General features: G+C 66.1%; 17 protein-coding genes. 8 read left to right on the forward strand and 9 right to left on the reverse strand.

What is annotated here, in order from left to right; translation table 11 throughout:
- Nucleotides 1-161 precede the first annotated feature (161 nt).
- Together NUV79_RS15020 and NUV79_RS15025 are read left to right on the forward strand one after the other, a co-directional pair.
- Nucleotides 162-896 carry a 3-deoxy-manno-octulosonate cytidylyltransferase gene (locus tag NUV79_RS15020; protein ID WP_257733900.1) on the forward strand — a complete coding sequence of 245 codons (735 nt, stop codon included), beginning with the start codon at nucleotides 162-164 and terminating at the stop codon, nucleotides 894-896.
- 56 nt (nucleotides 897-952) lie between these two features.
- Entirely contained in the window at nucleotides 953-1,807 is an 855-nt protein-coding gene (locus NUV79_RS15025; RefSeq protein ID WP_257733901.1) for a prephenate dehydratase, read from the forward strand.
- A 30-nt stretch (nucleotides 1,808-1,837) separates the two neighbouring features.
- On the opposite strand, the gene NUV79_RS15030 is transcribed toward NUV79_RS15025, so the two are convergent.
- The 6 genes from NUV79_RS15030 to NUV79_RS15055 form a co-directional block, all read right to left on the reverse strand.
- Entirely contained in the window at nucleotides 1,838-2,284 is a 447-nt protein-coding gene (locus tag NUV79_RS15030; protein WP_257733902.1) for a PaaI family thioesterase, read from the reverse strand.
- A gap of 27 nt (nucleotides 2,285-2,311) precedes the next feature.
- The gene (nudC, locus tag NUV79_RS15035) at nucleotides 2,312-3,268 is read right to left on the reverse strand and encodes an NAD(+) diphosphatase (RefSeq protein ID WP_257733903.1); all 957 of its coding nucleotides are present in this window, start codon (nucleotides 3,266-3,268) and stop codon (nucleotides 2,312-2,314) included.
- A gap of 43 nt (nucleotides 3,269-3,311) precedes the next feature.
- Entirely contained in the window at nucleotides 3,312-4,199 is an 888-nt protein-coding gene (gene mmsB, locus NUV79_RS15040; RefSeq protein WP_257733904.1) for a 3-hydroxyisobutyrate dehydrogenase, read from the reverse strand.
- Between the two features lie 135 nt (nucleotides 4,200-4,334).
- A complete protein-coding gene (locus NUV79_RS15045) occupies nucleotides 4,335-5,489 on the reverse strand; it encodes an isobutyryl-CoA dehydrogenase (protein WP_257733905.1) in 1,155 nt (384 codons plus the stop codon).
- On the reverse strand, nucleotides 5,486-6,034 hold the full coding sequence (locus NUV79_RS15050; RefSeq protein ID WP_257733906.1) for a hypothetical protein: 549 nt from the start codon (nucleotides 6,032-6,034) through the stop codon (nucleotides 5,486-5,488). The genes NUV79_RS15045 and NUV79_RS15050 overlap by 4 nt, the downstream gene beginning before the upstream one ends.
- Nucleotides 6,035-6,056: 22 nt before the next feature.
- The gene (locus NUV79_RS15055) at nucleotides 6,057-7,553 is read right to left on the reverse strand and encodes a CoA-acylating methylmalonate-semialdehyde dehydrogenase (RefSeq protein ID WP_257733907.1); all 1,497 of its coding nucleotides are present in this window, start codon (nucleotides 7,551-7,553) and stop codon (nucleotides 6,057-6,059) included.
- 123 nt (nucleotides 7,554-7,676) lie between these two features.
- Between NUV79_RS15055 and NUV79_RS15060 the strand changes: the two genes are divergently transcribed.
- On the forward strand, nucleotides 7,677-8,606 hold the full coding sequence (locus NUV79_RS15060; RefSeq protein WP_257733908.1) for a LysR family transcriptional regulator: 930 nt from the start codon (nucleotides 7,677-7,679) through the stop codon (nucleotides 8,604-8,606).
- Between the two features lie 7 nt (nucleotides 8,607-8,613).
- On the opposite strand, the gene NUV79_RS15065 is transcribed toward NUV79_RS15060, so the two are convergent.
- The 3 genes from NUV79_RS15065 to NUV79_RS15075 form a co-directional block, all read right to left on the reverse strand.
- Entirely contained in the window at nucleotides 8,614-9,912 is a 1,299-nt protein-coding gene (locus NUV79_RS15065; RefSeq protein ID WP_257733909.1) for a GGDEF domain-containing response regulator, read from the reverse strand.
- A gap of 67 nt (nucleotides 9,913-9,979) precedes the next feature.
- Nucleotides 9,980-11,731 (reverse strand): ABC transporter permease, encoded by a 1,752-nt coding sequence (locus tag NUV79_RS15070; protein ID WP_257733910.1) that lies wholly within the window; start codon nucleotides 11,729-11,731, stop codon nucleotides 9,980-9,982.
- A 31-nt stretch (nucleotides 11,732-11,762) separates the two neighbouring features.
- On the reverse strand, nucleotides 11,763-12,743 hold the full coding sequence (locus tag NUV79_RS15075) for an ABC transporter substrate-binding protein (protein WP_257733911.1): 981 nt from the start codon (nucleotides 12,741-12,743) through the stop codon (nucleotides 11,763-11,765).
- 233 nt (nucleotides 12,744-12,976) lie between these two features.
- Here NUV79_RS15075 and NUV79_RS15080 point away from each other — a divergent pair, with 233 nt between their 5' ends.
- From NUV79_RS15080 to NUV79_RS15100, 5 genes are all read left to right on the forward strand, one after another.
- Nucleotides 12,977-14,359 carry an ABC transporter substrate-binding protein gene (locus NUV79_RS15080; protein ID WP_257733912.1) on the forward strand — a complete coding sequence of 461 codons (1,383 nt, stop codon included), beginning with the start codon at nucleotides 12,977-12,979 and terminating at the stop codon, nucleotides 14,357-14,359.
- 107 nt (nucleotides 14,360-14,466) lie between these two features.
- Nucleotides 14,467-15,342, forward strand: a complete 876-nt coding sequence (locus NUV79_RS15085) for a carbohydrate ABC transporter permease (protein ID WP_308218208.1) — start codon at nucleotides 14,467-14,469, stop codon at nucleotides 15,340-15,342.
- On the forward strand, nucleotides 15,339-16,175 hold the full coding sequence (locus NUV79_RS15090; protein ID WP_257733914.1) for a carbohydrate ABC transporter permease: 837 nt from the start codon (nucleotides 15,339-15,341) through the stop codon (nucleotides 16,173-16,175). The genes NUV79_RS15085 and NUV79_RS15090 overlap by 4 nt, the downstream gene beginning before the upstream one ends.
- 166 nt (nucleotides 16,176-16,341) lie before the next feature.
- A complete protein-coding gene (tal, locus tag NUV79_RS15095; protein ID WP_257733915.1) occupies nucleotides 16,342-17,310 on the forward strand; it encodes a transaldolase in 969 nt (322 codons plus the stop codon).
- 7 nt (nucleotides 17,311-17,317) lie between these two features.
- Nucleotides 17,318-18,028: an SDR family NAD(P)-dependent oxidoreductase gene (locus NUV79_RS15100; protein ID WP_257733916.1), complete on the forward strand. Its 711-nt coding sequence runs from the start codon at nucleotides 17,318-17,320 to the stop codon at nucleotides 18,026-18,028.
- The last annotated feature ends 58 nt before the right edge of the window (nucleotides 18,029-18,086 follow it).

Here is an 18,086-nt window from a genome sequence, read left to right on the forward strand (position 1 = left end):
GACGAGATAGCGCTTGGCCGGAGTCTTGAAAGGCTCCAGCTTCCGCCGTTGCTTAACCGCTTTGCGCGCTTCATTGCAACTCGTATAAGCACGCACTCTTTGAGACTTTTTGCCGCCACCGGTTTTCACCGGCGGTGGCCCAGCCGAGCACGCTTCAGAAAATGGCCCATCCGCTGATCCTGATCCCGGCCCGCATGCAGGCGACGCGCCTGCCCGGCAAGCCGCTTGCCGACATCCATGGCGAGCCGATGATCGTCCATGTCTGGCGCCGCGCGGTCGAATCCGGGGCAGGAGACGTCGCGGTGGCGACCGATGCGCCGGAGATCGCGGCCGCGGTCGAGGCGGCCGGCGGCAAGGCGGTGATGACCAGCGCGGATCACCAGACCGGCTCGGACCGGATCAAGGAAGCTGCCGACATCCTCGATCCGCAGCGCCATTACGACATCATTGTCAATGTGCAGGGCGATTTCCCGACGCTGGCGCCCTCCGCCATCGCCGCGGCGGTGAAGCCGCTCGCCGATCCGGCGGTGGATATCGCGACGCTGGCCGGCGTGATCGACGACGAGGAGGAAAAGACGGCGCCGAGCGTCGTGAAGCTCATCGGCAGCGAGATCTCACCGGGCCACATGCGCGCGCTTTATTTCACGCGCGCCACAGCGCCTTACGGCGAAGGGCCGCTCTATCATCATGTCGGCCTCTACGCCTATCGCCGCGCCGCGCTCGACCGTTTCGTCAGCCTGCCGCAATCGCCGCTGGAGCTGCGAGAGAAGCTGGAGCAATTGCGCGCGCTGGAAGACGGCATGCGCATCGACGCCATGGTCATCGACCATGTGCCGCGCGGCGTCGACACGCCCCCCGATCTCGATCGCGCCCGCGCGGTCCTGAAAGCGCGCTGAGGCCGGACCGGCCGGACAGCGTCATAACAAGAAGCCGAGGAGCCTGAAGTCGTCCCATGTCCTTCGTCGTGTCTTATCAGGGTGAGCCCGGAGCCTTCTCCTCGCAGGCGGCCCTTCAGGTGTTTCCGGACTGCGAGCTTCTGCCCTGCGCCACCTTCGAGGACGCGCTCTCCGCCGTCAGCGACGGTACCGCTCGCTACGGCATGATCCCGATCGACAACTCGATCGCTGGCCGCGTCGCCGATATCCACCATCTGCTGCCGCGCTCTGGCCTGCACATCATCGGCGAGCATTTCCTGCCGATCCGATTCCACCTGATGGCGGCGAAGGGCGCGACGCTGGCGACCATCCAGACCGTGCAGAGCCATATCCATGCGCTCGGCCAGTGTCGGAAGATCATCCGCAAGCTCGGCCTCAAGGCCGAGGTCGCCGCCGACACCGCCGGCTCCGCCCGTCAGGTCGCCGAGGCCAATGACATGACGCGCGCGGCCATCGCCCCGCGCATCGCGGCGGAGGTCTATGGTCTCGACATCCTGATGGAGGATATCGAGGACGAGAAGCACAACACCACGCGCTTCGTCGTGCTCTCGAAATATCCGGAATATGCCCGCCAGGGCGTCGGCAAGACCGTGACGACGCTGATGTTCCGCGTCCGCAACATCCCGGCCGCGCTCTACAAGGCGATGGGCGGCTTCGCCACCAACGGCATCAACATGACCAAGCTGGAAAGCTACATGGTCGACGGCCATTTCTCGGCGACGATGTTCTATGCCGATGTCGAGGGCCATCCCGACGACCCGGCGCTGCGGCGCGCGCTCGACGAACTCTCCTATTTCTCCAAGGAGATGAAGATCATGGGCGTCTATCCCGCCAATGATTTCCGCTCGACGATCGAGGAAGCCGGCGAGTAAGGCGCGCTTCCCGGCATATCGGGGAAGGCGTCAGTCGCTGACGCCTTCCTGTCCTTCGATGGCCATCAATGTCGCGGTCAGCAGGGCCACGAGCTTCTCTTGCCTGCCCGTCTCGGCGAACACCTTGGCCTGGGCCAGCGTCAGCGTCCGGCCGCTCTTCACGACCTCGCCGCGCGCGATGATGCGTTCGCCCAGGGCAGGCGCGACGAGGTTGATCTTGAATTCCGTCGTCAGCACGCCGCGTCCGGGCGGCATCAGGCTCAAGCCGGCATAGCCCGCGGCGGAATCGGCGATGGCGCTGACCGCGCCGGCATGCACGAAACCGTGCTGCTGCGAGACCGCCGGGCCCGGGATCAGGACGATCTCGACGAAACCCGGCGCGACGGCGCCGAGGCTGGCCCCCAGCGTTGCCATCAGGCCCTGCTTGGCGAAGCTCGCTCCGATGCGCTCCTCGATGGCATGCTGCTCGGAGGTCATTTCCGGCTCTCCAACGGAGGGATCGGGCTAGATTCGCTCGCCTTCGAGCGCCCAGGCTCGCACCAGCGTGTTGGCGATGGCGATATGCTGCGGGCAGGCGAGGCCGTCGGGATGCTTGCCCTCCAGCATCTGCAGCACCTCCGCGCGCGGGAACCAGCGGCCTTCTTCCAGCTCGGTCATGTCGAGCGTGATCTCGTCGCCGAGCGCCTCGGCGATGCAGCCCATCATGATTGAGGAGGGGAAGGGCCAGGGCTGCGAGGCGAGGTAGCGGACATTGCCGACCCTCAAGCCCGCCTCTTCCCAGCTCTCGCGCCTGACCGCGTCTTCGAGCGTCTCGCCCGGTTCGACGAAGCCCGCGATACAGGAATACATGCCCGGGGCGAACCGGGCCTGGCGCGCCAGCAGGCAGGCATCGCCGCGCGTCACCAGCATGATCACGACCGGATCGGTGCGCGGGAAATGCATCGCGCCGCAGGACGTGCATTCGCGCCGCCAGCCCGAGGCGCCGGCGACGGTCGAGCCGCCGCACTGGGCGCAGAAGCGATGGCGGGCATGCCAGTCGAGCACGGCCTTGGCCTCGCCCAGCGGCCCGACTTCGTCCTCTGGCACGATGCGCTTCAGCGCGACCGAGCGCAGGTCGGTGACGAACAGTTCGGAGCGTTCCTTCAGTGGCTCGGCCAGCGCCTTGTCGAGCAGGCGTCCGAAGCGGGGCGTGCCGTCCTCGGTCATCCCCATGAAGATTTCCTCGGCGGCCGGGCCGAGGATTTCGGCCTCGCCATGGCTGAACCAGACCGTCAGCGCCTCGCCATCGAGGCGCTTCAGGATCGGCGTCTCGCCGGCGACGACCGCGATCCGCGTATCCGAGCGGTGGCGCAAGGCCGTCACCGCGTCGGGCTTGTTGCGCAGGTCTTCGCGCCGGTCGAGCCGGTTGATCGCGAAGCCGGTGAGGGAGGAGCGTTCGCGGCGAGGCAGGGCGTCGTTCATGCTTCGGGTCTAGACCCGCTCAGCCCCGCCGCGCAAGCGCGTCTCACGCCTCCCCGCGTCCGCGCAGGAGGTGGATGATGCCGGAGAAATCCGCGCCGCCTTCGCCCCAGGCATTATGCAGCCCGAAAAGCTGTGCCGCTGCCGCACCGAGCGGGGTCGAGGCGCCCGCCGCCTGCGCCGCTTCCTGCGCCAGCTTCAGGTCCTTCAGCATCAGCGCCGAGGCGAAGCCGGGCTTGTACTCGTTATTGGCCGGCGAGGTCGGCACCGGCCCCGGCACCGGGCAGTAGGTGGTCAGCGACCAGCACTGGCCGGACGAGGTCGAGGCGACGTCGAACAGCGCCTGATGCGACAGGCCGAGCTTCTCGCCGAGCACGAAGGCCTCGGACACGCCGATCATCGAGATACCGAGGATCATGTTGTTGCAGATCTTGGCTGCCTGGCCGTTGCCGGCGCCGCCGCAATGCACGATCTTGCGGCCCATCTTGGCGAGGACCGGTTCGCCCTTGGCGAAGGCCTCCTCCGTGCCGCCGACCATGAAGGTCAGCGTCGCACCCTTGGCGCCGCCAGTGCCGCCCGAGACCGGGGCGTCGAGCGAGAGGCAGCCGCGCTCGGCCGCCAGCGCATGGGCCTTGCGGGCGCTCTCGACATCGATGGTCGAGGAATCGATCAGCAGCGTGCCGGGCTTCACAGCCGACAGGATGTCGGCCCAGACGCCAAGCACATGCTTTCCGGCCGGCAGCATCGTCACCACGACCTCCGCTTCGGCCACGGCCTCCTTCGCCGAGCCGGCGATGCCGACACCCATCTCGGCCGCGGCATCCTTGGAAGCCTGCGCGAGATCGAAGGCTTTGACGCTATGCCCGGCCTTGACGAGGTTCCCGGCCATCGGGCCGCCCATATTGCCGAGGCCGATGAAGGCGATGTTGGTCATGGTCGTATCCTCTCGTCGTTCTTGGTGTCATCCCGGGCCGCTCGAAGAGCGGACCCGGGATCGTCATCAGGAAAAGGCACTTTCTCGTCTTGCGATCCCGGATCGTCTTCGGCGTCCGGGATGGCACCCTGGTCGTCAATTCCCCTTCGACCGGCCGACCAGCCCGCGCGCGACGATCATCCGCATCACCTCGTTGGTCCCCTCGAGGATCTGGTGGACGCGGAGATCCCGGACGATCTTCTCGATGCCGTAATCGGCGAGATAGCCGTAGCCGCCATGGATCTGCAGGGCGTGATTGGCAACCTCGAAGCCGGTATCGGTGGCGATGCGCTTGGCCATCGCGCAGAGCTTGGTCGCATCCGGCGTCTTGGCGTCGAGCGCCGCGGCCGCACGCCAGAGCAGGCTGCGAGCCGCTTCAAGCTCGGTTGCCATGTCGGCGAGCTTGAACTGCAAGGCCTGGAAATCGGCGATGGCCGAGCCGAAGGCCTTGCGCTCCCTCGCATAGGTCAGCGACCGGTCGAGCGCGCCCTGCGCCCCGCCCAGCGAGCAGGCGCCGATATTGAGCCGCCCGCCGTCGAGACCGGCCATGGCGATCTTGAAGCCGATGCCCTCCGGGCCGAGCCGGTTCGCCACCGGCACGCGGCAGTTCTCGAAGATCACGGCCCGCGTCGGCTGGGCGTTCCAGCCCATCTTCTTCTCGTTGGCGCCGAAGGACAGGCCGGGCGTGTCCTTCTCGACGACGATGGTCGAGATGCCCCCGGGGCCGGCCTCGCCCGTGCGCGCCATCACGACATAGATGTCGGAGACGCCGGCGCCGGAGATGAACTGCTTCTGCCCGTCGAGGACATAGTGGTCGCCGTCCAGCACGGCCCTGGTCTTGAGCGCGGCGGCATCGGAGCCGGCGCCGGGCTCGGTCAGGCAGTAGCTCGCCAGATGCTCCATGGTGCAGAGCTTCGGCAGGAAGCGCTGGCGCTGCTCGTCATCGCCGTAGCGGTCGATCATCCAGGCGCACATGTTGTGGATCGAGATATAGGCCGCGACCGTGGGGCAGCCGGTCGAGAGCGCCTCGAAGATCAGGGCCGCATCGAGCCGCGTCAGGCCGGAGCCGCCGACGTCGTCGCGGATATAGATGCCGCCCATGCCGAGCGCAGCGGCGGCGCGCATTTCCTCGATCGGGAAATGCTTGTCCTCGTCCCAGCGCGCGGCGTGAGGCGCCAATGTTTCAGCGGCGAAGTCCTGCGCCATGTCGCGGATGGCGATCTGGTCCTCGGTCAGGGAAAACGGGCTCAAGGCTTGCGCTCCTGCTGGATGGGGGCGGGCCGCGGCGTCGCGGCCTGAGGTTGCGGCTGCGGGTAGGCCCCGCCATAGGCCTTGGCGCGGCCTCGGTGCGGCGACCGGGCCGAGTCGAGGGCGACGAAATCCTCAGGCCCCGCCGGCTCCCCGGGCTTGCCGATGAAGACGCGCGGCCCCTTGTCGGTCACCACCACGTCGCCATAGGCGAGATCGCCGCCGTTCAGGAAGGTTTCGACCGTTACGGGCGGGGGAGGGGGCGGAGGCAGCTTCGCCTGGAGCTCCCGCCGCAGCCGCCCGTCCTCGATCATGCGGTCGACATAGCCCTGGCTTCGCGTCCTGGCTGCATCGACCCGCTGGCGCCAGAGCTGGCGGCAGCGGGCCAATTGCGTTTCGTGCAGGCTGAGGGTGCCGTTGGCGGCCGCATCGCAGAGCAATTCCTCGGCCGAAGGAGCGGCGTCGGGCATGGGGCTCTCCGACCGGGCCGGCAGCAGGCCGTAGAGAAGCAGGAGCGACGATGCGATGACCCGCAGCGGTCGCTCCATGGGCTCCTCCGTCGGTGGCGCCTCAGTTCATCGTCGGGATGACGAAGCTTGCACCGTCCTTGATACCGCTCGGCCAGCGCGCCGTCACCGTCTTGGTCTTGGTGTAGAAGCGGATCGAGTCCGGGCCGTGCTGGTTCAGGTCGCCGAAGGAGGAGCGCTTCCAGCCGCCGAAGGTGTAGTAGGCCAGCGGAACCGGGATCGGCAGGTTGATGCCGACCATGCCGACCTGGACCTTCGAGGCGAAGTCGCGCGCGGCGTCGCCGTCGCGGGTGAAGATCGCGGTGCCGTTGCCGTATTCGTGGTCGTTGGTGAGCTTCAGCGCCTCTTCATAGGTGTCGGCGCGCAGCACCGAGAGCACCGGCCCGAAGATCTCTTCCTTGTAGATGCGCATGTCCTTGGTGACGTTGTCGAACAGGCAGCCGCCGACATAGAAGCCGTTCTCGTAGCCCTGCATCTTGAAGTTGCGGCCATCGACCAGGAGCTTGGCGCCTTCCTGGACGCCGACATCGACATATTGCTTGATCTTCTCCATCGCCGCCTTGGTCACGACCGGGCCGTAATCGGCGTTGACGTCGGTCGAAGGGCCGATCTTGAGGCTCTCGACGCGCGGGATCAGGCGCTTGACCAGTTCGTCGGCCGTGCCCTTGCCCACCGGGACGGCGACCGAGATCGCCATGCAACGCTCGCCGGCCGAGCCGAAGCCGGCGCCGATCAGGGCGTCGACCGTCTGGTCCATGTCGGCATCGGGCATGATGATCATGTGGTTCTTGGCGCCGCCGAAGCACTGCACGCGCTTACCGTTGGCGCAGCCGCGGCTGTAGATGTATTCCGCGATCGGGGTCGAGCCGACGAAGCCGACCGCCTTGATCTCGGGATGGTCGAGGATGGCATCGACCGATTCCTTGTCGCCGTTGACGACGTTGAGGATGCCGGGAGGGCCGCCCGCCTCGATGAACAGCTCGGCCAGGCGCATCGGCACGCCCGGGTCGCGCTCGGAGGGCTTCAGGATGAAGGCGTTGCCACAGGCGATCGCGGGGCCGAGCTTCCAGAGCGGGATCATCGCCGGGAAGTTGAACGGCGTGATGCCGGCGCAGACGCCGAGTGGCTGGCGCATCGAGTAGATGTCGATGCCGGGGCCGGCGCCGTCGGTGTACTCGCCCTTCATCAGGTTGGGGACGCCGAGCGAATACTCGATCACCTCGACGCCGCGCTGGATGTCGCCCTTGGCGTCGGGAATGGTCTTGCCGTGCTCGCGGGCGAGGAGCTCGGCGAGCTCGTCATTGTTCTGCGCGATCAGGTCGAGGAACTTCATCAGCACGCGGGCGCGGCGCTGCGGGTTGGTCGCGGCCCATTTCGGCTGCGCCGCGGCGGCGTTCTGCACGGCGGCGTCGAGTTCGGCGGTCGAGGCGAGCGCGACCTTGCCGATGATCGTGCCATCCATCGGCTGGTAGATGTCAGCCGTGCGGCCCGAAGTGCCCGCGACATGCTTGCCGCCGATGAAATGCCCAACCTGACGCATTGCGCCCTCCCTACGAATTGGTGGTGTGTTGATCTTGCCATCTCCCCTACCATTCTCGTTTGCGCACGGCTATAGCGAGTGTGAAACGCTGGTCGTGCGTAAAAACAAATATGGGAGAGAGCCTTGGAGCGCTTCGACTGGGACGACCTCCGCTTCTTTCTGGCCGTGGCGCGCTCGGGTCGCCTGACGGCAGCGGCCCGGCGGCTCGGCGCCGACCACGCTACCGTCTCGCGTCGCATCACCTCACTCGAGGAGGCCTTGAAGGCCAAGCTCTTCGAGCGCCGCCCTCAAGGCTACACGCTGACCGCCCATGGCGAGCGCCTGCTGGCCAAGGCCGAGAGCATGGAGACCGAGGCGCTGGCGATCCAGAGCGATATCGGCGGCGCCGACATGGCGCTGTCCGGCACGGTCAGGATCGGCGCACCCGACGGCCTCGGCACCTCCTTCCTGGCGCCGCGGCTGGCGCTGTTTGCGAAGTCCTATCCGGGTCTCGAAATCCAGCTTATCGCCATGCCGCGCCTGCTCTCGCTGTCGAAGCGCGAGGCCGATGTCGCGATCACGCTCGCTCCGCCAAAGGAAGGCAAGGTCGTCGCCCGCAAGCTATCCGACTACCGCCTCGGCCTCTACGCTTCGCCGGAATACCTCGCCTCGATGCCGCCGGTGACGAAGCCGGAGGATCTCTTCGAGCATCGCATCATCGGCTATATCGACGATCTCATCTTCTCGCCCGAGCTCGACTATCTCGATGAGGTCGCCAAGGGCCTGCGCGCCCATGTCCAGAGTTCGAGCGTCATCGCCCAGATGAATGCCGTGACGGCGGGCGCCGGTATTGGTGTGATCCACCATTTCATGGCGGAAGGCGAGAAGCGGCTCGTGCCCGTCCTGCCCGAGACGGTCTCGATCACGCGCTCGTTCTGGCTGCTCGTCCATGCCGACCTGAAGGACGTGGCGCGGGTGCGCGCCATCGTCGACTTCGTCGTTCGCGAGGTGAAGGCCTCGCGCGCCCTGTTGATGGGCGAGCCCAGGCCAGAACCGCGCATCGCGGCCGAGTAGTCACGCCTCAGGCCGCGGTGCGAACCCTGTCGCGCCCATCCTGTTTGGCGACGTAGAGAGCCTCGTCCGCCTGGCCGAGACAGGTCTCGAGCATGGCATCGGGCGTGAGTGCGGCGACGCCGATCGAGACCGTCAGCGGTAGCGTTTCCCCGTTGATGACGAGGGGCGAGCCGGCAATGGCTGCCCGGATGTCGCCGCACAGGCGCTCGGCCTCGGTGAGATCGGCGCCCGGGAAGATGATGGCGAACTCCTCGCCGCCGATGCGGGCGAGCAGGTTGAAGCCGCGCTCGGCCATGGTGCCGAGCGTCCGCGCGACGGCCGTCAGCGCCTTGTCGCCGCCATCATGGCCATGCCGATCGTTGAGCCGCTTGAAATGATCGATGTCGAGAATGGCGACCGAGATCGGCAGGCCCATCTCGCGGGCTTCGCTGACGAGCTGCCGGCCGCGCGCGAAGAAATGGCGGCGATTGAACAGGCCGGTGAGGAAATCGCGCGCGGCGAGGTCCTGCAACTGCCGGAGCTGGTCGAGTACCTCGACATTGGAGGCGATGCGGCATTGCAACTCCTCCAGCACGAAGGGGCGCGACACGAAGTCATGCGCGCCGGCCTTGAGGAAGCCGGCCGAGGTCTGTCGGTCGGTTGAGGAGGAGATGCCGAGGACGCGCACGTCCGGATGATGGCGGCGGATGCGTCGCGCCAGCTCGAATCCGTCCATGTCGGGCATGTAGTAGTCGCTGACGACGAGCTGGATATCGGGATTGCTTTCCAGGATCGTCAGCGCTTCTTGTCCGGAGCCGGCTTCGACCACGGCATATTGCTGGATCGACAGCATCCGCGCGAGCACCTTGCGGGTGGTGCGGGTGTCATCGACGACGAGGATGCGGGTGTTGCGGTTGTTCAGCGCCCGCTTGACTGTGCCAACGAGGTTGGGAAGGGCGAATTCATTGTCCTTCAGGACGTAGTCGATGACCTCCCGCTCCATGATCCGGCCGCGCGTGGCGAGGTCGAATGTCGCGGTGAAGACGACCGAGGGGATGCCGTGGGTCACGGTCCAGTCGAGCGCCTCGCCGCGAGGCGCGTCGGGCAGGTTGAGGTCGACGACCGCGATCGCATAGGCACCGGGTGCTGCGACGATCAGGTCGCTGACTTCTTTCAGCGAAGCGCAGGTCGTGACCGGTAGCCCGGTCTCGGCCTGGAGCATCTGCCGCAGCGCGAGCGAGAAGGTCCGCGAGTCCTCGATGACGAGGATCTGGCGGTCGTCCGGTACGGGCTCCGGCCTGGCCTGCAATGTCTGATGGGCACCCATGCTCCATCTAGGGCGCTCGCAAGTTTAATTTTCCGTCACATCTGTCCGTCAGGCCTTATGCGACCCGTCAAATCCGCCACGGAAGGATATTGTGCTGCCGGTTGCGGCCGATCAGGTCGAGCGCCAGCATCACGAAGAGGATGACCGCGCAGGCGCTGATCGCGACCGCCGCCGCCTCGCCTGCGAGACCCGCTTCCTTCAGGCTGAACAGCACGACGCCAAGCGTCTCCGTGCCCGAGGACCAGAGCAGCGCCGAGACGGTGAGTTCGTTGAAAGCGACGAGGAAGACCATCAGCGCCGAGACCGCTGCAGCCGGCGCCAGGATCGGAGCGACGATGAAGCGCAGCATCTGCGTGAGACCGGCGCCGTCGAGCTTCGCGGCATCCTCGTGATGCGCCTCGATCTGCGCCATCGCCGCGACCGGCGCCTTCAGCGCCAGCGGCAGGAAGCGGGCGAGATAGGCGAAGAGGATGATGAAGGGTGTGCCGTAGATGCTGACGCCGATCAGCGGCAGCGGCTTCAGGAAGATCAGGATGCAGGCGATGGCGAGCACGATGCCGGGCAGGGCATAGGGCAGCTCGATCATCAGTTCGACCGCACGCCGGAGCTTGCCGAGCCGCCTTTCCAGCGCATAGGCGAAGACGATAGCGAGGATCGCGAGGATCAAGGCGGCGCTGCCGGCGAAGAACAGCGAATTGCGGAAAGCGCGCATGGTCACGGCCTGCCGGAACAGAACTTCCGTGAACTTGTCGAAGGTCAGCGTCTGCCAGGAGAGAGCGACGCCCAGCGCCGGCGTCAGCGCTTCGCTCAGCAGGGCGAGCAGCGGGAGGCCGAGCTTGAGCGCGAGCAGCAGCCAGAGCCCGGCGGCGACCAGCGGGCGGGCCGGGCCGAGCAGCCAATAGGGTTCCAGAGGCCGCTCGATCTCGACCCTTCCGCGCTGGTTGCGGGCGGCGAGCGCGGCAGCGACGATGCCAAGCGCGGCGACAGCGCCGACCAGCACGGCGAGCGCCGCCGTCTCGCCGAGGCTCGACGGGCCGAAACTCGACAGCCGGCGATAGATCAGCGTCGGCAAAGTCAGGTAATTCACGGGTAGGCCGAGCAGGGCAGGGATGCCGAAATTGCCGACGCCGGCAACGAAGGCGATCAGCCCGGCGGCGATGGTCTGCGGCCGTAGCACCGGGATCACGATCCGCGTGGTGATGGTCGCGGGCGCGGCGCCTTCCATCTGCGCGGCTTCGACCAGCGATTGCGGGATGCTGCGCAGGCCGGTCCAGAGCGTGATCGCGACGAGCGGCGCATGATGCAGCGCCATGACGAGGATGATGCCGCCGCGCCCGAGCAGCGGGTTTGGCGTGCCCGGTGGCGGCGCGAGCCCGATCAGCGACAGGATTGGCGAGTTCGGCGCGAGCAGGCTGAGAAAGGCCAGCGCCGCCACCTGCGGCGCGATCATCATCGAGAACACGAAGGCGAAGGCGAGCGGGCGTTTGCCCCTGACATCGGTGACGCCGAGCGCCAAAGCGACGATGCCGCCGACGAGAAGCGCGCCGAGCGCCGAGAGCGAGGCCGTTTCCAGCGTATGCCAGGTCGCGGTGACAGCCGCGCGGCTCGTCATCTCGGCGAAGGCTTCGCCCGGCGCGAACTGCCAGCCGGGCGCGAAGGCAGCCGCAACCAGCCGGAAGAAGGGCAGACCGCCGAGCAGCAGCGCGACCGCGACGACGAGCGCCGGCAGGCCCCAGCCGTCCGGCAGGCGCAAACGTGCAGCCGGCGGGGCCGCGATCGCGGGCTCCCGCCGGCTGTTTCGGGCAAGGGCCAGCGTCATGGCGCCGGCCGCTGCGACAGCAAGCTCGTCATCACTCGAAGATCGAACCGAAGCGCTTGCGGGCAGCGGTCTCCTCAGCCAGCGCCTTGGCGGCGTCGAACGCCATCAGCTTGATCGCGCTGCGAGCGGGATAGCCGGCCGGCAGGGCGACATCCGGATGGGCCGCGACATAGCCCTGCTTCAGCGCGAGCTCCTGGCCCTCCTTCGAGAGCAGGAAGTCGATGAAGGCCTTGGCGGCTTCCGGGTTCTTGCTGCTCTTCAGGATCGCGACTGGCTCGCTGACGGCGGATACGCCCTCGCTCGGGAAGACGAACTCGACCGGCGCGCCCTTGGCCTTCTCGCGGATCGGCATGAAGTCGACGATCATGCCGTAGAGCTTCTCGCCGGTGGCGACCTGGCGCAGGATGTCGCCATTGGCGCCGGCGGCCAGCGTGCCGTTCTCCCGGAGCTTCTCGTAGAAGCCCCAACCGTCCCCAAGATTGCTGGTCAGCGTGATCGTGTGGATCAGCGCGGCGCCCGAGTTCAGCGGGCTCGGCATCGCCAGCTGGTTCTTCACCTCCGGCTTGACGAGGTCCGTCCAGCTCGCGGGCTTCATCGTGGCCTTGGTGTTGTAAACGATGCCGGTGGTGATCAGCTTCGTCGCGAACCACATCTTCTGGGGGTCGTGGATGCCGGCGGGATAAGCGCCGAGATCGGCCTTGTCATGGGCGAGCAGGCGCCCGTCCTTCTTGAGGCCTTCCATGGTCACGGCATCGGCGATGAGCAGAACATCGGCCTGCGGCGCGCCGGCCTCGAACTCGGCCTTGAGCTTCGCCATCACGCGCGGCGTGCCGTCGCGTACGAAGGAGACATCGACCTTGGGATATTTCGCCTTGAAGGCGTCGATGGTCTGCTGCGCGTCGGTATTGGGCTGGCTGGTATAGAGCACCAACTTGCCCTCGGTGGCGAGGACCTGCGGCGCGGCCGCAAGGCCGGCCGCGAGAATGAAGGCGCTCAGGGCCTTGCGCTGCATGTGAAGCTCCATCTTTCGATCGCAGTTGCGAGATGGCGCAGCCGGTAGACCCGTCGCATGACAGTTCCATGAAATGGGCGAATGTTTCTCCGGTGGAACGGTTGTGCAGTCTGGAATTAGAAATACTATTTTCGGCGAGCGCGCCGGCTTGTTTCGTGCGGGGCTTTTCGATTAGGGTCGCGGCAAGACGACCATAAGGTCGCTTTAAAACGGTTTAAACGGGAGGATATCGGATGAAGCTTGTACGGCATTTTGCCATGGGAACGGCTGTCGCGGCGGTGGTCGCTGGCTGGTCGGGCGCCGCGATGGCGCAGGAGACGCTGACGGCCTGGTTCACCAAGGGCTTCTACAAGGGCGAGGACGATGCGCTGCTCGCCGTCGTCGACAAGTTCCAGAAGGCGACGGGCGTCAAGGTCGAGCTCTCGCTCTACGCGACCGAGGATTGCGTCACCAAGTCGGTCGGCGCCGTCGATGCCGGCACGCCGCCGGATGTCGGCTTCTGCACCACCTATGATTTCCGCACCACCGGCAAATGGGCCTATGACGGCAAGCTCGAGGACGTCTCGGACGTGATCGAGCCGCTGAAGGGCGAATTCCAGCCGATGGCGCTCTCGACCACCTTCCTGATGAACGGCAAGGCCGGCAAGAAGTCATACTATGCCTTCCCGGTCGAGCAGCAGATGATGCACATCACCTACTGGAAGGACATGCTGGAGGAAGCGGGCTTCAAGGAGTCCGATATCCCGAAGACCTGGAACGGCTACTGGGATTTCTGGTGCGACAAGGTCCAGGGCGCGATGCGCGCCAAGGGCAAGCGCGTCTACGGCATCGGCCACCCGATGGGCATCGCGGCGTCCGACACCTTCTATTCGTTCCTGACCTTCGCCAACGCCTATAACGCCAAGGTCGTCGACGAAAACGGCAAGATCGTGCTCGACCAGCCCGAGAACAAGAAGGCGATGGTCGAGGCCGTGAAGGCTTACGCCAACATCTTCCAGCGCGGTTGCACGCCGCCGTCCTCGGTCAACTGGCTCGATCCCGACAACAACGTCGCCTTCCACAACCGCACCACGGTCGCCACGCACAACGCCACGATCTCGATCGCCGGCAAGCACATGGACGACATGAGCAACCAGGCGCTCACCGCCGAACAGCGCGCCGCGGCCAAGAAGAACTACGAGGACAACATCCGCACCGCCGAGTTTCCGCTCAAGGCGGACGGCAGCAAGATGACCAACCTCGCCGCCGTCAAGACCGCGGTGATCTTCGCCGATGCCAAGAACAAGAAGCGCGCCAAGGAGTTCATGGCCTTCTTCATGAAGGACGAGAACCTGCGCCCCTTCGTCGAAGGCTCTGCCGGTCGCTGGGTGCCCACGACGCTGAAGGCGATCGACGCGCCGTTCTGGTCCGATGGCAAGGATCCGCATCGCGCGGTCGTCTACAAGCAGTACAAGGACGGCACTGTGCCGTTCCAGTTCGTCTACAACTACAATTTCACGACCGTGAACGCCGAGAACGTCTGGGCCAAGGCCGTGAACCGCGTGGTTCAGGACAAGATCCCGGCCGAGCAGGCCGTGGACGAGATGATCGCCCGCATCAAGCAGATCGCCGGCTGACCTCTCCGCGCGTTCTGCTTGCATCGAGAACCCGCCGCGGCAAGGATTGCCGCGGCGTATCTTTCACAGGGTGATGAAGTCACGGAGAGTCCATGAGCACAGCCGCCATGACCGCGCCGCTAGCGGCGCCGCGCGATGACGCATCGGGGTTCACGCGGGACCGCGCGATGTGGGGGGCGATCATGCTGGCGCCCTATGTGCTCGTCTTCGCCGTCATGGTGGTCTATCCGGTGGCCTATGGCCTCTGGCTCGGCCTGAACTGGAATTCCTACCGGGCGCTCTTCGCCGACCCGATCTTCATCCGCACCGTCGTCAACACGATCATCTTCCTGTTCGTGGCGGTGAACCTGAAATTCCTGATCGCGCTCATGCTGTCCGGCTTCTTCGTGCAGCAGCGGCCCTGGATCCGCATCGTGCTGGTGCTGTTCATCCTGCCCTGGGCGGTGCCCTCGATCCCGACCATCCTGTCCTTCCGGGTGATGCTCAATCCCGAGAACGGCATGCTGAACCAGCAGCTCTTCCAGTGGTTCGGCATCATGGAGGGGCCGGGCTGGCTCACCGATCCGACTCTCGCCTTCATCTGCTCGATCTTTGTCCATATCTGGAAGTCGCTGCCGTTCTGGACGCTGATCCTGATCACCGGCCGGCTCGCCATCGCGCAGGACCTCTACGAGGCCGCCAGCGTCGACGGCGCCAATCGCTGGCAGCAGTTCCGCTTCATCACCTGGCCGTCGCTGGCGACGCTCTATGTCACCTCGACCATGCTCTCGATGATCTGGACGCTCGGCGATTTCAACAGCGTCTACCTGCTCACCGGCGGCGGGCCGGGCGATCTCAACCACGTTCTGGCGACGCTCGGCATCCGCTACATGCGCAACAACAATCTCGATCTCGGCATCGCCTCGATCATCGTCGCCATGCCGCTGATCCTGCCGATGGTCTTCGTGATGGTGAAGCGCCTGTCGAAGGGGCCGGACGCATGAAGAAGTTCCTCGACGAAGGCAAGCTGCTGCTGGTCGCTGTCCCCGTCCTGGTCTGGACGCTCTTGCCGATCTACCACCTCTTCGTGCTCTCGATCTCCAATCAGGAATCGATGCTGGCCGGCAAGCTCTGGCCGGACAAGCCGACGCTGCAGAATTTCCAGATCGTCTTCGCCCAGCAGCACTACTACCTGCACAATTTCTGGCGGCAGATGTTCAACAGCTTCTTCATCGCGGGCGCGACGGGGCTGATCACGCTCTTCGTCGCGACCTTCGCGGCTTTCGCCATCGCGCGCCTCAAGGTGAGGGGCGGGCGCACGATGATGAACCTCGCGCTCGCGACCTACCTGATCCCGGCCGCCTTCCTCGCCATCCCCATGTACAAGGCGATGGGCTCCTACGGCCTGCTCAACACGCAGGCCTCATTGATCCTCGCCATGGTCGCGCTGGCTTCGCCCTATGCGATCTGGGTGTTGAAGCAGGCCTCCGACAAATTGCCGAAGGAGCTCGACGAGGCCGCGGTGATGGATGGCGCCACATCGATCCAGCTCTTCCGGCTGGTCTATTTGCCGCTGATGAAGCCTTCGATGGTGGTGATCGGCATCTACGCGCTGCTGCTCGCCTGGAACGAGTATCTCTACGCCTTCCTGCTGCTCTCATCGGAGAAGGCGGTTCCGCTCGCGGTGGGCCTCGGTCTCTTCCTCTCGGCCGACGATGCGCCCTGGAACCTGCTGATGGCGGCGGGGCTGCTCTACGCCATTCCGCCGGCGGTGATCTACTACCTGTTCCGCAAGAACATGGTTGGTGGGCTCACCTCGGGCGCGGTGAAGAGCTAGGCCGAAAACAGCGCCCTCTTTTCATGAGATGCCCGGGTCAAGCCCGGGCATGACGCGCGGCGTCAGCGCGCCGCATGGCCGGATTGCTTCATCGCTCTCGCAATGGCGATGAACAGGCGTCACAGTGAATGCGTTACGACAAGAAGACATGCCGAGGATTGATTTGATGACCGCCTCCAAGCTCGACCAGCTCCGCCAGATGACCACCGTCGTCGCCGACACCGGCGATATCGAGGCCGTGCGTCGCCTGAAGCCCGTCGACTGCACCACCAACCCGACCCTGATCCTCAAGGCGGTGGAGACGCCGGCCTATGCCCATATCGTCGACGAGGCGATCGGTTGGGGCAAGAAGCAGGGCGGCGGCGAGAAGGCGGTCCATGCCGTCTGCGACCGCCTTGCCGTGAGCTTCGGCGCGGAATTGACCAAGATCGTCCCCGGCCGCGTCTCGACCGAGGTCGATGCCGATCTCTCCTTCGACACGGAAGCGACCATCGCGAAGGCGCGCGCCGTCATCGCCGCCTACAAGGAACGTGGCGTTGAGAAGGACCGCATCCTCATCAAGATCGCCTCGACCTGGGAGGGCCTGCAGGCCGCCAAGGTGCTGCAGGGCGAGGGCATCGACTGCAACCTGACCTTGCTCTTCGCGCTGCCGCAGGCGGTCGCGGCGGCCGAGGCCAACGCTTTCCTGATCTCGCCCTTCGTTGGGCGCATCCTCGACTGGCACGTCAAGGCCGGCGGCGGCCCCTACACCGCCGATACCGATCCCGGTGTCGTCTCGGTCAAGAGCATCTACGCCTATTACAAGACCTTCGGCATCAAGACGGTGGTGATGGGCGCCTCCTTCCGCAATACCGGCGAGATCGAGGCGCTGGCCGGCTGCGACCGCCTGACCATCGGGCCTGGCTTGCTCGACGAGCTTGCCGCCGCGACCGGCGACTTGCCGCGCCGCCTGTCGCCGGCCTCCTCGCCGCAGGTAGCCTCGGGCTTCAGCAAGAAGCTGGGCTATGACGAGAAGGCCTTCCGCTTCGCCATGAACGAAGATGCGATGGGCACAGAGAAGCTGGCCGAAGGCATTCGCGGCTTCGTCAAGGACCTGCGCGGCCTGCGCAAGCTCGTCACCGAAAAGCTCGGCTGAGCAGGCCATGACTCTGCGGCGGATCGCCGTCGTCACAGGCGGCGCCAGGGGCATCGGCGCCGCGGTGGCCGAGCGGCTGGAGCGGGACGGGCTGATCCCGGTCGTCTGGGACATCGCCGCTCCGGCTGCGGCCGGCCGTCTTCATCTCGCCTGTGACGTCTCTGATGAGAATTCGGTCGCTCAGGCCCTGGCCGCGACCGAACGCGAGCACGGTCCCATCGTCGTACTCGTCAACAATGCCGGCTTGACCGGCCCCTCCACGACCGTGGCGGAGACGCCGCTGGCCCAATGGCAGAAGGTGCAGGCGATCAACCTGACCGGCACCTTCCTCTGCTCGCAGGCCGTCGCTGATGTGATGATACCGCGCGGCTACGGTCGCATCGTCAACATCGCTTCGCTCGCCGGCAAGGAAGGCACACCGACGCTCTCCGCCTATAGCGCCGCCAAGGCCGGCGTCATCGCCTTCACGAAGGCCCATGGCAAGGAATTGGCCGGGACGGGCGTGCTGGTGAATGCCGTCGCACCGGCCGCGATCGAGACCGAGTTGCTCCAGCAGATGAGCGCGGAGACGGTCGCGACCATGATCGGCAAGAGCCCGTTGAAGCGGCTTGGGACGGTCGATGAACTGGCGGAGCTCGTCGCCTGGCTCGCGAGCGAGCGCTGCAGCTTCTCGACCGGCGCGATCTTCGATCTCTCGGGCGGACGCGCGACCTACTGACGCCGCGCCTTGCTGCAGATCATTGACGCAGCCGGCGCGCGGGCTTCTGATGGCGGCC

Source organism: Allobosea sp. 47.2.35 (assembly GCF_024655635.1).
GTDB lineage: Bacteria > Pseudomonadota > Alphaproteobacteria > Rhizobiales > Beijerinckiaceae > Allobosea.